This window comes from Actinoplanes sp. NPDC051851 (assembly GCF_040681165.1).
Taxonomy (GTDB): Bacteria; Actinomycetota; Actinomycetes; order Mycobacteriales; family Micromonosporaceae; genus Actinoplanes.
Window position 1 is genome coordinate 27,464 of sequence record NZ_JBFAYF010000016.1, and the last position, 13,353, is coordinate 40,816.

Below are 13,353 nucleotides of genomic sequence, written 5' to 3' on the forward strand. Positions count from 1 at the left end.
GAAAGCCGATGATTCTGATGGACGGGGTGCGGGCGGCCGCCATGGCGCCGTCGTTGCACAACAGCCAGCCGTGGCGGTTTCGGATCGTGGCGAACACCATCGAGGTGTACGCCGACCCGGAACGCCGCCTCTCCGTGCTCGACCCGGCCGGCCGGGAGCTGCTGATCAGCGTCGGCGCGGCCGTGTTCACCCTGCGTGTAGCGTTGCGGGAGCACGGGGTGATGACGCTCTCCACGCTCTTCCCGGAGCCCCGGCGTCCCGACCTGGTGGCCCGGATCTACGCCGTGCACCATGCCGCGCCGACCGCCGCGTGCGAGGCCCTCGCCGCCGCCATCCCGCACCGGCACACGAACCGGTGGCCGTTCGCGAACCTCGCGGTACCCGCCGACGCCCTGGAACAGCTGATCTCCGCGGCCGGCTGGGAGGGCGTACGGCTGCGGGTGGCCGGCGCTACCGAACGCGACGCGATCCTCGGCCTCGCCCAGCTCGCCGAGTCGATGCTGCACGAGCGGCCGGGCTACGCCGAAGAGCTGTCCCACTGGCGTATCCCACCCGCTGCCCGCGGCCCGGCCGACGCCCTCGGCATCATGCCGACCCGCGACTTCGGCCCGCCACGCCCGGCAGACCCGCCACGCCCGGCGGGCCCTCCATGCCCGGCGGGCTCGGCCGGTGAGGGTGGGGCGCGACTGAGCCGGTCGTTCGAGCCGCACCCCACGATCCTGGTGCTGTCCACTGAGGGCGATACCCCGGCTGATCAGGTTCGGGCAGGGCAGGCGCTGCAGCGGGTGCTGCTCACCGCCACCTGGCTCGACCTGGCGACCGCCCCGATCAGCCAGCCGATCGAGATCCCGGAGATCCGGGCGCGGCTCGGCGGGGGCTACCCGCAGATGGTCCTGCGCGTCGGCTACGGCCAGCCGGTCGGTGCCACCCCGCGCCGGGACGTCACCGACACGTTGATCTCTGGCCGATAGGTAGGGCGCTGCGGGCGGTCCGCGTTCACGATCATGGCCGGCTGGGGCGGTGAGAATCCCCGATCGCTGATCGCGTCGTCGTAGCGCCCCTATGGCGGCTGCGCGGGCACACGGTCGCGGATCGTAGGCACCTACTGCCCCTGCTCACGGTTGATCGTGTGCGCCGAGCGCCCCTCCCGCGCCGTTCGTGTGCGCCCGCGGCCCTGCTCGTGCCGTTCGTGTGGCCCCAGCGTCCCCTCTCGGGCCGTCCGTGAACGCGCGCTGTGCGGAGGGTGCCGGTCAGGTGCGGCGGTGGATGACGGCGACCGGGCAGGCCGCGTTGCGGAGCAGGTGGCGTACGACCGGGCCGAGGGACGGCACCGGCCAGCGACGGCGGTCCTCCACGCCGATGACGACGAGGCGCGCGTCGTGGCTCGCCTCCACCAGTGCCTCCGCCGGGCGGGCGGCCGAGAGGTCGAGGCGTACCGGAATCGCGGGGTAACGGCCGTGCCAGGTGTCGAGGCGGCACATGGTGCTGGCGATCACCGCCATCGCCGGCTCGTCGGGATCCTGGGCCTGAACGGCCAGCGCCGGTGCACCGTGAGCGGCCGCGTGTCCGAAGGCGAACGCCAGAGCCCGTTCCGTGGTCGGGGTGTCGTCGATGCCGACCACGACCGGTCCGCGCGGGGCGCTGGTGCCGCGGACCACGACGACCGGGCAGCGGGCGTGCGCCACCACGCCGGACGCCTCCTCCGGACCGCCGTGCAGGCCGACCACCAGCATGCTGGCCCCGGACGACCCGGCCACCGCGGTGCCGGACCGGCAGTACTCCACCGTGCCGCCGACCCGGCCGGCCTCGTCGAGCGCCCAGCGTGCCGCCCGGGCCGCTTCGACGGAGTCGTCCTGGCTCACCAGAATTCTGCGCACGGCTCCATCGTGTAACGAAAGGGATACGTAGCGGTAGAGCCGAAGGTCCTCCCGCAGTGGAGTGTCGACACTCTTTTACCGGGGCCTTACAGAGGTGCCTCTTCGCGCCGGTCCACCGGCACCACCGCGACCGGGCACGGTGCCCGCATCGCGACGGCCATCGGGACGTCTCCGGTACGCACCCGCCCGATCACCCCGCGGCGCTTGTCCCCGACGACGAGCAGGCGGGCCCGTGCTCCGGCCCGGATCAGCTCCTCGGCGACCGCACCGTGCCGGTACTCGACGCTGACCGGGACGTCCGGGTACCTCCGCCGCCACGGCGCGATCTCGCCGGTCAGAAGGGAGCGCCGCCCGGAAGCCTCGGCCGCCGACACGTGGACGGCGGCCACCGGGAAGCCGTGCGCCGCCGCGTACCCGAAGGCGAACTCCGCCGCGGTCCGCCCCGCCGCGCTCCCGTCCACGCCGACCACGACGTGCCCGGCGAAGGGCGCCGGCCGCCGCACCACCACGACCGGGCAGTGCGCGTTCCGGATCACCCGTCGCACCGTACGGCCACCCTCCCCGGCCCCGATCACCAGTACCTCGACCCGCGCGGAGACGTCGACGAGCCTGCTCTCCGCCTCGCCGGCCCGGACCGCGAGCGTGACCCGCCGCGCGCCGAGCCGGTTCCGGTTGGAGGTGACGGCTCGCGCGAGTCCGGGATCGATCAGTTCGAGCTCGGCGGGCACGGGCTCGCTGGAGACCCGCTCGAGGGGCGACCCGGGCGCACAGACGTGCACGAGCACGAGCCGGTTCCCGGTCGTCTCGGCCTCCTCGGCGGCCCAGCCCAGCGCCAGCCAGCTGCCCGCCCCGCCGATACCCGTACCGATGGCTCGCCGCATGCCCGCACCCACCTCTCTCCCGTCCACTCTCCCGGGGCAGACGTGACCGGGGCAGGGGCGACCGGCCCTGGTCCGGGGTTCCGGTGGCCCCTACGCGACGGACCGCCGGGTCGCGGCCCTGGACGCGGAGATCGCCCGGCGAGGCGACCTCCGCACCCGCCTGGCCGCCCGGATGACGCCGGACGGCGAGAAAGGCGGGGAGCGGGTGGCGCCGGGTGGTGAGGGGCGGGTGGTCAGTGGGCGTGGTGGTACTGGTGTACCACGGCGTGGCCCCGGCCGCGGGCGATCATCCACCGGTTGACCGGGGTGGTGAGCGCGAAGGCGACGGCCAGGGAACCGGCCAGGGAGATCCAGAAGAGGGGGCTGGTCAGGCCGGCGTTCATCGCGCCGGGGACGGCGAGCACGAACGCGTTGTCGAGCAGCTCCATCAGCGCGATCGACACGGTGTCGGCGGCGAGTGCGACCTTGAGAGCGTCCCGCGGGCCGACGCCGGCGCGCAGCACGCCGCGGGCGGTCAGGCCGTAGCCGAAGACGAAGGCCAGGGCGATCGAGAGCAGGACCGTGGCGGTGCTGGGCAGGCCGGCCGCGGTGCCGATGACCATGCCGAGCACCTCGCCGATGGCGCAGCCGGTCAGGCAGTGCAGCGTCGCCGCGGCGGCGGCCGACCAGGTCGCGGTGGGCCGGGCCTGGTGGTCGTGTTCGTGGTGGTCGTGTTCGTGGTGGTGGTCGTGGTCGGGTGTCATGGTGGCCTCCTCGACCCGAATATACCCCTAGGGGGTATCGGTCGCGTAGCCCGCGATCCGCCCGGCCCATTCGCGGACGACGGTGCGGAGTTCGGCGGGCCGGTGGATGACGAAGGGCAGGTCCAGGCCCGCGAGGAGGGCGGGGAGCCAGTCGAGCTTCTCCGCTCGCAGCCGGACCACGACCCGGTCCGGGGATTCCTCCGTCACCTCCGCCAGGCCGGTGGGCAGCTTTCGGCGTACCCGGGAGACAGGACCTTGAACCGAGACGACCACCTCGTGCCGCCACGGGGTCGCGGCCAGGCCGGCCAGCACCGTCGCGGCGGGCCGGAAGTCCTCGGGGGGTGTGAACGTACCGTCGGCCGGCCGGACGCGCAGGACGCGGTCGAGCCGGAAGGTGCGGGTCTCGGCGGAGCTCTCGTCGAGGGCGGCGAGGTACCAGCGTCCGTTGTGGGCGACGATGCCGTACGGGTGCACGGTGCGCTCGCTCTCCCGGCCCTCGCGGGAGGTGTAGGCGATCACCGCGGGACGCCGGTGCAGGGTCGCCTCGGCCAGCAGGAGCAGGATCGCGGCGTCGGTGGGCGGTGACTCGCGGACGGTCGCGGTGAACTCGGCCGTGGTGAGCAGCGCGTCGAGGCGGGCCGCGAGAGGCTTGGGCAGGACCCGGCGGATCTTGGCGGTCGCGGTGCCGGCGGCCTCCCGCGAACCCGACGTACCGGCCAGGCCGAGCAGGACGGCCAGGGCCTCCTCGCCGGTGAGCATCAGCGGCGGCATCCGGAATCCGGGGGAGAGCCGGTACCCGCCGTGGCGGCCGCGCACCGACTCGACCGGGATCTCCAGGTCGAGCAGGTGGCCGACGTAACGGCGGACGGTGCGCTCGTCCAGTCCCAGGCGTTCGGCCAGGTCGGGCGCGGTGTGGGTGCCGCCGTTCTGCAGGATCTCCAGCAGGGTCAGCACGCGGGCGGTGGGCCGGGTCATGCCCGGAATTCTGCCGCGGAAACCGGGCGGATCCTGTCCGGTATCCCTCGTAGCGTGTGCCGGGACAGTGGTACACGGCACGAGGGAGAAGAGATCATGAAGTTCGCGTCGGTTCGTCTCATCACCGACCAGGTCGGCCGTCTCACCGACTTCTACGAGCAGGTCACCGGGGTCGAGGCGCGGCGCTACACGCCGGACTTCGCCGAGGTGATGACCTCCGGGGCGGTGCTCGCGATCGGTAGCGTCGCGACGGCCGGCTTCGCGCGAAAGGGATCGGCCGCCATCCTCGAACTCCGGGTCGAGGACGTCGACGCGGAGTTCGACCGGTTGCGCGAGGTGATCGGCGAGCCGGTCCAGGGGCCGACCACGATGCCGTGGGGGAACCGGTCGCTGCTCTTCCGCGATCCGGACGGCACCCTGATCAACCTCTTCACGCCGGTCAGTCCCGAGGCGATCGCCCGCCAGGACCGTTAGGCCGGGTCACCGGCGAGGACCGTCAGGCCGGGTCACTGGCCGGGACCGTACCCGCCGCCGCCCTGGCCCGGGCCGGGGCCGTAGTTCTGGCCCTGGCCGTACGGGTTCGGCTGCGGCGGCTGCGGTGCCATCGAACGGCCCTCGTTCGGCCGCGGCACGTACGCGGACTGCAGGGCGCTCGCCGCCGCGTGGCCGCCGCCGTAGTAGCCGCCTCGCCCGTACTGCTGCTGCTGTGGCGGCGGGCCGTAGCCGGGCGGCGGCTGCAGCATGTGCTGCACGCCGGGAGCAGGGTTGTGGTAGCTGAACGGCGGGGGATCGTACGGATTCATCTGCTGATGCTGCTGCCGGATGGCGAAGTCCCGCCGGGAGGACTCCATGGCGTAGTTGACCACCTGCGTGCCGTTCGGGCCCCACCGGGTGTCGGGAGTCCCGTGGTACGTGTTGTTCGCGGCGGCCTCCATCCGCTCGCTCACGGCCATGGCGGCGTTGTCCCGGGCAAGGTACGGGTCGCCCCGCTGGGCCGCGGCGATGCCCTCCTGCATCTCCTGGCGTTCCGCGTTGCGCACCGCGGCCTTCCCGGCCTCGCCGCCGTTGATCCACAGCTGCTGGCGTACGGAGATCTGCCACCGGATGTACGCGTCGTTGTTCTCCGGAGCCCGGTCGAACGCGTTCCGCCACACGGCGGTCTGGGCGTCGATGGTCTGTTTCTGCTCGTCCGTCAGTCCCGGGACGTTGCCGGTTTCGAGAGTTGGCATCGGTGACACCCTTTCCTGCGAATGTGTTGCCTGTTCTCGTTGCCACGGTGTATGACGGACGGCCGTATTCGGATGTTCACTGTGGATTCAGCGCATTCTCTGTGCGGAGTCCGTTTCGTGGATGTTCTGCGTGCCCAGGACGACCGCGAGCGTGAGCCGTTCGGCGTCCTCGGTGCCCGGCTCGGCGGTGTAGACGGTGATCCGCAGGTCGTCCATGGTGACCACGAGCGTGTCGCAGTCGAGGGTGATCCGGCCGACCGCGGGGTGGTCGACGACCTTCCGCTTCCCGGGCTCCGGCGCCGGCGGGGCCGCGTCCGACTCCCACAGCTCGGCGAAGCGCGGACTGGCCGCGGTCAGCTCGCCGATCAGCCGCCGCAGCCCGCGGTCGGCCGGGTACCGGGAGGCGGTCAGCCGCAGGTCGGCGACGAGCCGGGCCTCGTGCTCGGCCTGCTCCCGCGCGGTGTGCACCACCCGGGAACGCGGGCCGAGCAGGTTGCGCCAGATCGCGTTCCGCTCGATGCCGGTCCAGCCGGTGGTGTCGCCCATCAGCGCGTCGTACGGCGCGTTCGCGGTCACCAGCGTCCAGGTCGCGTCGTAGACCACCACCGGGGTGTTCGCCAGCCGGTCGAGCAGCCGCTGCACGCTCGCGGTGACCCGGGACGGCACCACGCCGTACCCCGGCGCCGCGTGCCCGGCCAGCCGGAACAGCAGGTCACGCTCGTTCTCCGCGAGCCGTAGCGCCCGCGCGAGGGCCTCCACCACCTGGGCCGAGGGCGCGGTCGCGCGGCCCTGCTCGAGCCGGGTCAGGTAGTCGGCGGAGATCCCGGCTAGCCCGGCCAGTTCCTCGCGGCGCAGCCCGGTGGCCCGCCGCCGCCGGCCGACCGGCACACCGACCGCCTCCGGGGTCACCCGATCCCGGCATCGCCGCAACATCCGCCCGAACTCCCACGTCTCCACCCGGCAATTCTGCTCGTGCCCACGATGGTTGTCCTGGCCCTGGCAGTCCTACGACATCCAGACGTCTGCCTGCCCGGCCGGGGTTGCCCGAATCTGGGAACCATGACGACCATCACTGGAAGTGTTCTGATCACCGGGCCGACCCGGGGGCTGGGCCGGGCCGCGGTCCTCGCGATGGCCGCCCGGCCGGCCGGCGAGCGTCCCGATCTGCTGCTGGTCGGTCGCTCCGGCGCCGCGATGGCCGAGGTCGCCGCCGAGGCTCGCGCTCGCGGGGCGGTGGTTCACGAGATCGGGTGCGACCTTGCGCATCTGGCCGACGTCCGGGCCGCGGCCTCTACCGTACGCAACCTGATCGCGACCGGTCAGGTCCGGGAGATGCGGGCCCTGGTCGCCAACGCCGGCACGATGACGACCGACACCCGGCTGGCCTCCGCGGACGGCTACGAGCTGACCTTCGCCGTCAACTACCTGGCCCACGCGCAGCTGATCGGCGACCTGCTCGGCACGCTGACCGGCCCGGCCCGGATCGTGCTGCTGGGGTCGAACACGTACCGCGCGAACGTCTGGCGTCGTCTCCTGCACGTACCCGAGGCGCGCTGGGCGGACCCGATCGCGATCGCCCGCCCGGACACCGGGGACGTCAACCCCGGGATGGGCGCGGGCGGGATCGCGTACTCCAACGCCAAGCTGGCGATCCTCTACTACGCCCACGAGCTGCAGCGGCACGCCGGGGACGACGTGCGCGTGTCGGTCTTCGAGCCCGGCTGGATGCCCGGCACCGCGCTGGGCCGGGGAGCCCCGCCGGCCGCCCAGGCGGTCATGCGCGGGATCGCCCGGATCCCCGGGGTGGCCACGCCGGAGCGGTCCGGGCCGGTGCTGGCCGCGATGGCCCTCGACGCGGAGTGGGCGCACCTGCGCGACGGCGCGTTCGTGGTCCGCGACGAGGTGCGCGAGGTGTTCCCGGTCGCGCGGGACCGCGACCGGGAGAGCCGGTTGTGGGCGGCCACCGCCGAGCTGCTGGAGCGGGCGGCGGCCGTCGGCTGAGACGGGCCGGGCTCAGCGAGCGGGCGGCGGCCGTCGGCGCAGGCGCGCCCGGCTCAGCGAGGGGGCGGCGGGAGCTCGTACGGGGTGGTCGTGGTCAGGGCGGTGAAGCCGAGGCGGGCGAGGATCGGGCGGCTCTCGTCGGAGGCGTCCACCTGCAGGTACTCGTAGCCGAGCTCGGCCGCGATCCGGGTGCGGTACGCGACCGTCGCCCGGTAGACGCCCCTGCCGCGCCACTCGTGGACGGTGCCGCCGCCCCACAGGCCCGCGAAGGCGGTGCCCGGGACGAAGTCGATGCGCGCGCCGCAGACCGGGCGGTCGCCGGCCATCGCGACCACGATGCGGGTGCGGTCCGGGGCGTCGGCGAGCTGGTCGATCAGGCGTTCCCGGAGCCAGGACCGGGACTCGCCGAAGGCCTCCTCGGCCGCCCGGATCAGCAGGTCCACCCCGTGTTCGTCGGTGACGGGCTCCAGGCGTACGCCGTCCGGAAGGATCACCTCGGTGGGCAGGTCGGCGACGGCCGCGACCATCACGGTCTCCGGCTCGTCGGCCACCAGGCCGGCGGCCGTCAGCCGGTCGCCCAGGTCGGCGGGGGCATCGTGGCTGTAGTGCTTCCACTCGAAGCCGAGCCCGAGCGACCGGAAGTAGGCGACCTGCTCGGCGATGACGGCGTCCGCGGTGGACTCGTCGAGATCGGACCAGAGGACGGCGTTCCAGTCGTGCGCGTTCGTGCCGACGTTGCGGACGACGCGGTCGTCACGCTCGATCCGGGTGGTGCCACCGTCCCGCTCGGCCTCACGGCGCAGCTGACGGTCGAGGAGTGCGAGAACTTCTACCTGATCCACCGGGGAACCTCAGCACTCCCCGAACGACGGCGCAACCCATTTCGATTCAGGTGAGTTCGATCCGGGTGAGTTCGATCCGGGTGAGAAGGTCGCCCGCGCGACCTCGTCCGGTGCCGGACCGGCCTCGGCGAGCAGGGCGCCGTCGGCGGCCCAGATCCCGGATCGGCCGGACGTCCGGGCGAACCCGCCACCCGTGGGACCGGCGAAGGCCGCCGTGGCGACCCAGACGCCGTGCTCCGCGGCGACCCTGCGGGCGCGTTCGCCGTGCACCTGCGCCTCGTGATCGTGGTGGACGACGCCGGCGAGGTAGCCGTCGATGCCGAGCGCGGCGGTCCGCTCGGCGTGCTCCGGGATGCCGGTGTCCCGGCAGACCGCGAGCCCGAGCCGCCAGCCGTCCACGTCGAGCACGACCGGCTCGCCCGGCACGAAGCGCACGCTCTCGCTGCCGTGCAGACAGACCTTCCCGTACGCGATCCGGACCCCGGCCGCGTCGATCGCGAGGACGCCGATCATCGGGCCGGGGACCGGGGCGCCCACCAGCGCCAGGGTGCCGGTCTCGGCGCAGGCCTCCCGGATCGGTGCGAGGCGTTCGTCGTCCGGCTCGACGACCGCGGCGTCCAGTTCATAACCGGTGAGCGACATCTCGGGGAAGACGACGACCCGGGAGCGCGCGGCCCGGACCGCCGCGGCGTGCGCGACGGCGTTCCCGGCGACGTCGTGCGCCGTGCAGCGGGGCTGGGCGACCGCGACGGTCAGTTCCTGCTTCACCCGGCCACACTACGTCCCGGCCGGTGCGCCGCGACCGGGACGACGGTCCGGATCATGGTCAGGCGATCTGCTGCCACCACGGGTCGATCTCCGGCGGGCAGTCGATGTCGATCCGCTCGCCCGGGCGGGGGACGACCAGCCGGACGTCGCGGGCCTTCGCCTCGCGCCAGGCCCGGTCGACCGGCTCGGACCAGCGGTGCGGGGCCAGCTCGAAGGTGCCCCAGTGCACCGGGATCATCACGCCGCCGCGCACGTCGACGTGGGTGGCGACGCCGTCCTCGGGGAACATGTGGATGTCGGGCCACTCCACGCCGTACATGCCGACCTGGACGAGGGTGGCGTCGAACGGGCCGTGCTCGGCACCGATCCCGGCGAAGCCGGGGAAGTAGCCGGTGTCGCCGGAGTAGAAGACCCGGCGGGACGGGCCCTTGATCACCCAGCTGGCCCAGAGCGTCTCGTCGCGGCTGAGCCCGCGGCCGGAGAAGTGCCGTGCCGGGGTGGCGATCAGCTCGATCGCGCCGACCCGGGTGTTCTCGTTCCAGTCCAGTTCGGCGATCCGGCCGGCGGGCACGCCCCAGCGCTCCAGGTGCGCGCCGACCCCGAGCGGGACCGCGAAGACCACGTTCTCCTGCAGCGTGGCCAGGGTCTGGACGGTCTCCATGTCGAGGTGGTCGTAGTGGTCGTGGGAGATCACCACGGCGTCCAGGGCGGGCAGTTCGGCGAGCTCGACCGGCGCCCGGTGCATCCGGCGCGGCCCGGCGAACCGGGTGGGGGAGCAGCGCTCGCTCCAGACCGGGTCGAGCAGGATCCGGTGTCCCTCGATCTCGATCAGCGCGGTGGAGTGGCCGTACCAGGTGATGTGCAGACCCTCGGCGTCGCCGGTGCCCGGGTCGAGCACCGGGATCGGCTGGTGCGGGCGGCGCTGCTCGCCGCCGGTGAACGCGGCGACGGCGACCCGGGGGAAGGCGCTCAGGGAGAGCCCGGACCGGGTGGGCACGTTGTTGCGGAACTTCCCGTCGGCGAACTGCGGCGAGGCCTCCACCCGAGCGAGACGGGCGCCTTCGGCCTTGCCACCCAGCTGAGCAATCGGTGTCATGCCCCTAATGTAGGCGGTGATAACAATGTTGGCAACGCCTACATCGGGGTAGGGTGGTGCCATGAAGGCCCGGCCCTACCACCACGGCGACCTGCGCGCCACGTTGCTCGCCCTCGCGGAGGCCACGCTGCGTGACCGGGGTCCCGGTGAGCTGTCCCTGCGCGAGCTGGCCCGTGAGGCGGGGGTCAGCCCGGCCGCGCCCAGCCGCCACTTCCGGACCAAGCAGGCGCTGCTGGACGCTCTCGCGCTGGAGGGGTTCGACCGGGTCACCACGGCGATGACGAAGCTCCTGGCCGAGACCGGCGACTCGTTCGCCGAGCGTATCGGGGCGTTGACCAGGGCGTACCTGACGTTCGCGATCGCTAACGCGGCCCTGCTCGACCTGATGTTCAGCCGCAAGCACGACCCGGAGGCCTCGGCGGAGCTGGTCGCGGCGCCGCGGCGGCTACTGACCCTGGCCACCGACATCCTCGCCGACGGCCAGCGTCAGGGCGCGGTCCGCGCGGGGGAGATCGAGCGGCTGGCGGTGCCGCTCTTCGCCGCGCTCCAGGGGCTGACCGGGCTGGCGGTGAGTGCCGGGTTCACCGCCGAGCAGATCGACGAGAGCATCGCCGACATGGTCGTCTTCGTGCTGCGCGGTTACGCGCCCTGACGCTGCCCTCGGGCGAGTCGCTGGGATACGACCTGGCCGGCGCCGCGACGGTGACCCCGACCGTCACGGACACCGTCGCCACGTACCCGGACGTGCTGCCCGGCACCGACCTGGAGCTGCAGACCTTCACCGAGGGCGTGAAGGAGACCCTGGTCCTGGCGTCCCCCGACGCGGGCAACGAGTGGGTGTTCCCGCTGCGACTCGGCGGCCTCACCCCACGGATGACCGACGACGGCTCCGTGGAACTGGTCGACGCGGGCGGGACGGTCCTGGCCTGGTTCCCGCACGGCTCGATGAAGGACGCGAAGTTCGACGACCGTTCCGGCGACATGGCCTACTCGTCGGCGGTCGAGATGTCGCTGACCGAGGTCGACGGTCAACCGGCGCTGAAGGTGGTCGCCGACCGCGCCTGGCTCGACGATCCGGCCCGCGTCTACCCGGTCCGGGTCGACCCGACGATCACCACGGTCGACACCGGCGACGCCTACGCGGACAACGACTCCTCCATCACGGCGTCGACGGCAACCTGATCACCCAGGTCACGAACAAACGCCGCCGACAACGTGATCACCACGACGCAGGCGGTCGGGTCGGGCAGCGTGCTCTTGGTCTCCGATTACCGGTACGACGCCGAGGGCCGGATCACCGCGGAGACCGCGCACAACAGCGACCCGGCGACCACGCCGATGGCGCGCTGGAGGCTGAACGGAAGCGCGGCGTTCAAGCTCGCCTACCTCGCCTCGGTCGACAAGTGGCAGGCCGAGGGCACCGTCCGGCTCGCCGACGGCACGTCCGGCTGGTGGAGCGCGGCCAGCGCCGCCGGCCTGCCGGCCCTGAACGCCTGGACCCATCTGGCCGTGGTGGTCGACCCGACCGCGGGCACGGTGAAGGTCTACGTCAACAACGCCCAGCCGTCGGCCGGGAAGGTCGCCCGCAGCTCGTCGGTCCTGGACGAGGGTGGCCTGGTTACCCGCTCCTTCGACGCGCTGGGCAACGCCACCGACGTCAGTTACGACGCGGCCGAGCGGCCGTCGATCCCTGCAAAGTCGCGGCAGGGTCACGTGCCAGCTTGGATCAAGCCGGTCAGCAGAGTTACGACACGTTGCAGGGTGCTGTAGGAAGGGCACGCGGAGACCACGCTGCCATCCGGGATAACCTAGGCCCGAATCAGGCTGGCCGCACGGATGTGCCGTTCTACATTCAGCGGATGTGGGCCGGTACTGCTTTGGAGAAGGCTGTGGCAGCAGACCCCAGGGTGGTCGCGGACGGCAACATCGCTCATGTCGGCGCATCCAAGCCCGGACAGGCAGAACCCGACTTCGTGATCGGCGGTAGCTACAATGTCGATGTGACGGGTGCAAGTAGGACATCAATTAACCAGCATATGGATCGGGACTACTATAAACACGCTGATCAGCTAATGACCTACCCACGCTAGGTGCAGACGATATTGTAAAAATCTTTGGGGGAGTCGGCCAAGGATGAATGTCGTAGAGAAATGTTCGTTTGAGCGTCTCCGTCAATACGGTAGCGGGCGGGTCTTTAGTGAGCTTGATTTGAGGAGCGTTAAGTTCAGCAGCTGTACGCTATCTCAGCATGACGACCCCGGGTTCGGACTTGTCGTGCGGGATTCCACGCTCCGGAATTGCGCGTTCAGTGCATGTGTTATGGCGGGAGTGAAACTCGACAATGTTGTTATCGAAGGGGCGAGGTTTTCTAGGAGTTCAGTCACTGGATGCGCCTTCGAGAATGTGACATTGCGGGGAAAAATCGGTCAGCTCATCCTTGGTGGCCCGGTCAGGTCGCTTCCTCCCGAGATGTTCAAGGCATTTTCCGAGGCGTTGGTCGACTTCTACCGTGACGTCGACTGGGCATTGGACATCAGCGATGCGGTATTTTCGGACGCCGCAATCCGGGCCGTGCCGGGTGAGTTGATCCGGAGGAATCCGGAAAGGCACTTCCTCATCCGTCGTCACAATAGAGAAGTTGTATTGTCGCTACCGGATGCTCCGGATCTCGTGAAGGCGTACTTCAGGGACTTTGATCTCACGCCGTTCGACTCGATGATGGCCGTCGCCGCACAAGGTTCGAAAAATTTTGAAAAGCAACTGGTTGACCTGCAATGGCTTCGTGAGCGGGGCCTCGCCGAATAGTTGAATGCGGAACAGCCTGCTGAACTGATCTCAGAAGCGCGAATGTGTTGATTGGTGCGAAACGGGTGAAAGTTGGCGAGACCGGGCGGTGCTGGAAAGGGGCGCGGAGCCCTCGGCAGGAAGGGTCGCGACATCA

General features: G+C 71.5%; 16 protein-coding genes. 7 read left to right on the top strand and 9 right to left on the bottom strand.

Translation table 11 applies throughout. The features are described from left to right. Positions 1 to 8: 8 nt before the first annotated feature. Entirely contained in the window at positions 9 to 971 is a 963-nt protein-coding gene (locus AB0M08_RS17645) for a nitroreductase (RefSeq protein WP_364493834.1), read from the top strand. A gap of 279 nt (positions 972 to 1,250) precedes the next feature. On the opposite strand, the gene AB0M08_RS17650 is transcribed toward AB0M08_RS17645, so the two are convergent. From AB0M08_RS17650 to AB0M08_RS17665, 4 genes are all read right to left on the bottom strand, one after another. Continuing rightward, positions 1,251 to 1,877, bottom strand: coding sequence for a universal stress protein (locus tag AB0M08_RS17650; protein ID WP_364493837.1), 627 nt, complete (start codon positions 1,875 to 1,877; stop codon positions 1,251 to 1,253). Positions 1,878 to 1,963: 86 nt separating this feature from the next. Beyond that, positions 1,964 to 2,758, bottom strand: coding sequence for a universal stress protein (locus AB0M08_RS17655; protein WP_364493840.1), 795 nt, complete (start codon positions 2,756 to 2,758; stop codon positions 1,964 to 1,966). Positions 2,759 to 2,991: 233 nt separating this feature from the next. After that, positions 2,992 to 3,501, bottom strand: coding sequence for a DUF4396 domain-containing protein (locus tag AB0M08_RS17660; protein ID WP_364493843.1), 510 nt, complete (start codon positions 3,499 to 3,501; stop codon positions 2,992 to 2,994). Positions 3,502 to 3,528: 27 nt separating this feature from the next. Next, entirely contained in the window at positions 3,529 to 4,476 is a 948-nt protein-coding gene (locus tag AB0M08_RS17665) for a YafY family protein (protein ID WP_364493845.1), read from the bottom strand. Positions 4,477 to 4,572: 96 nt separating this feature from the next. Between AB0M08_RS17665 and AB0M08_RS17670 the strand changes: the two genes are divergently transcribed. Then, positions 4,573 to 4,950: a VOC family protein gene (locus tag AB0M08_RS17670; protein WP_364493848.1), complete on the top strand. Its 378-nt coding sequence runs from the start codon at positions 4,573 to 4,575 to the stop codon at positions 4,948 to 4,950. A 32-nt stretch (positions 4,951 to 4,982) separates the two neighbouring features. Here the strand turns inward: AB0M08_RS17670 and AB0M08_RS17675 are convergent, their stop codons facing one another. Next, a complete protein-coding gene (locus tag AB0M08_RS17675) occupies positions 4,983 to 5,705 on the bottom strand; it encodes a hypothetical protein (RefSeq protein ID WP_364493851.1) in 723 nt (240 codons plus the stop codon). An 87-nt stretch (positions 5,706 to 5,792) separates the two neighbouring features. Continuing rightward, a complete protein-coding gene (locus tag AB0M08_RS17680) occupies positions 5,793 to 6,638 on the bottom strand; it encodes a helix-turn-helix transcriptional regulator (protein ID WP_364494088.1) in 846 nt (281 codons plus the stop codon). Positions 6,639 to 6,764: 126 nt separating this feature from the next. Between AB0M08_RS17680 and AB0M08_RS17685 the strand changes: the two genes are divergently transcribed. Then, a complete protein-coding gene (locus AB0M08_RS17685) occupies positions 6,765 to 7,706 on the top strand; it encodes an SDR family NAD(P)-dependent oxidoreductase (protein WP_364493854.1) in 942 nt (313 codons plus the stop codon). 53 nt (positions 7,707 to 7,759) lie between these two features. Here AB0M08_RS17685 and AB0M08_RS17690 read toward each other — a convergent pair whose 3' ends face one another. Genes AB0M08_RS17690 through AB0M08_RS17700 form a run of 3 tightly spaced genes read right to left on the bottom strand, consistent with a single transcriptional unit; the run spans position 7,760 to position 10,412 of the window. Continuing rightward, positions 7,760 to 8,548, bottom strand: a complete 789-nt coding sequence (locus tag AB0M08_RS17690; protein ID WP_364493857.1) for a GNAT family N-acetyltransferase — start codon at positions 8,546 to 8,548, stop codon at positions 7,760 to 7,762. A 9-nt stretch (positions 8,549 to 8,557) separates the two neighbouring features. Beyond that, positions 8,558 to 9,316: a carbon-nitrogen hydrolase family protein gene (locus AB0M08_RS17695; RefSeq protein WP_364493860.1), complete on the bottom strand. Its 759-nt coding sequence runs from the start codon at positions 9,314 to 9,316 to the stop codon at positions 8,558 to 8,560. A gap of 58 nt (positions 9,317 to 9,374) precedes the next feature. Beyond that, positions 9,375 to 10,412 carry an MBL fold metallo-hydrolase gene (locus AB0M08_RS17700; protein ID WP_364493863.1) on the bottom strand — a complete coding sequence of 346 codons (1,038 nt, stop codon included), beginning with the start codon at positions 10,410 to 10,412 and terminating at the stop codon, positions 9,375 to 9,377. A gap of 61 nt (positions 10,413 to 10,473) precedes the next feature. On the opposite strand from AB0M08_RS17700, the gene AB0M08_RS17705 reads away from it, so the two are divergent. From AB0M08_RS17705 to AB0M08_RS17720, 4 genes are all read left to right on the top strand, one after another. After that, positions 10,474 to 11,064, top strand: a complete 591-nt coding sequence (locus AB0M08_RS17705; RefSeq protein ID WP_364493866.1) for a TetR/AcrR family transcriptional regulator — start codon at positions 10,474 to 10,476, stop codon at positions 11,062 to 11,064. A 50-nt stretch (positions 11,065 to 11,114) separates the two neighbouring features. Next, positions 11,115 to 11,594: a hypothetical protein gene (locus AB0M08_RS17710; RefSeq protein ID WP_364493869.1), complete on the top strand. Its 480-nt coding sequence runs from the start codon at positions 11,115 to 11,117 to the stop codon at positions 11,592 to 11,594. A 33-nt stretch (positions 11,595 to 11,627) separates the two neighbouring features. Then, positions 11,628 to 12,182, top strand: a complete 555-nt coding sequence (locus AB0M08_RS17715; RefSeq protein ID WP_364493872.1) for a LamG-like jellyroll fold domain-containing protein — start codon at positions 11,628 to 11,630, stop codon at positions 12,180 to 12,182. Positions 12,183 to 12,545: 363 nt separating this feature from the next. Beyond that, a complete protein-coding gene (locus AB0M08_RS17720; RefSeq protein WP_364493875.1) occupies positions 12,546 to 13,217 on the top strand; it encodes a pentapeptide repeat-containing protein in 672 nt (223 codons plus the stop codon). Positions 13,218 to 13,353 lie beyond the last annotated feature (136 nt).

Excerpts from the sequence above, each read along its gene's own strand:
- AB0M08_RS17670 (WP_364493848.1), top strand. The coding sequence starts at position 4,573 with ATGAAGTTCGCGTCGGTTCGTCTCATCACCGACCAGGTCGGCCGTCTC.
- AB0M08_RS17675 (WP_364493851.1), bottom strand. The coding sequence starts at position 5,705 with ATGCCAACTCTCGAAACCGGCAACGTCCCGGGACTGACGGACGAGCAG.
- AB0M08_RS17680 (WP_364494088.1), bottom strand. The coding sequence starts at position 6,638 with ATGTTGCGGCGATGCCGGGATCGGGTGACCCCGGAGGCGGTCGGTGTG.
- AB0M08_RS17700 (WP_364493863.1), bottom strand. The coding sequence starts at position 10,412 with ATGACACCGATTGCTCAGCTGGGTGGCAAGGCCGAAGGCGCCCGTCTC.
- AB0M08_RS17705 (WP_364493866.1), top strand. The coding sequence starts at position 10,474 with ATGAAGGCCCGGCCCTACCACCACGGCGACCTGCGCGCCACGTTGCTC.
- AB0M08_RS17660 (WP_364493843.1), bottom strand. The coding sequence starts at position 3,501 with ATGACACCCGACCACGACCACCACCACGAACACGACCACCACGAACAC.
- AB0M08_RS17665 (WP_364493845.1), bottom strand. The coding sequence starts at position 4,476 with ATGACCCGGCCCACCGCCCGCGTGCTGACCCTGCTGGAGATCCTGCAG.
- AB0M08_RS17720 (WP_364493875.1), top strand. The coding sequence starts at position 12,546 with ATGAATGTCGTAGAGAAATGTTCGTTTGAGCGTCTCCGTCAATACGGT.
- AB0M08_RS17655 (WP_364493840.1), bottom strand. The coding sequence starts at position 2,758 with ATGCGGCGAGCCATCGGTACGGGTATCGGCGGGGCGGGCAGCTGGCTG.
- AB0M08_RS17645 (WP_364493834.1), top strand. The coding sequence starts at position 9 with ATGATTCTGATGGACGGGGTGCGGGCGGCCGCCATGGCGCCGTCGTTG.
- AB0M08_RS17685 (WP_364493854.1), top strand. The coding sequence starts at position 6,765 with ATGACGACCATCACTGGAAGTGTTCTGATCACCGGGCCGACCCGGGGG.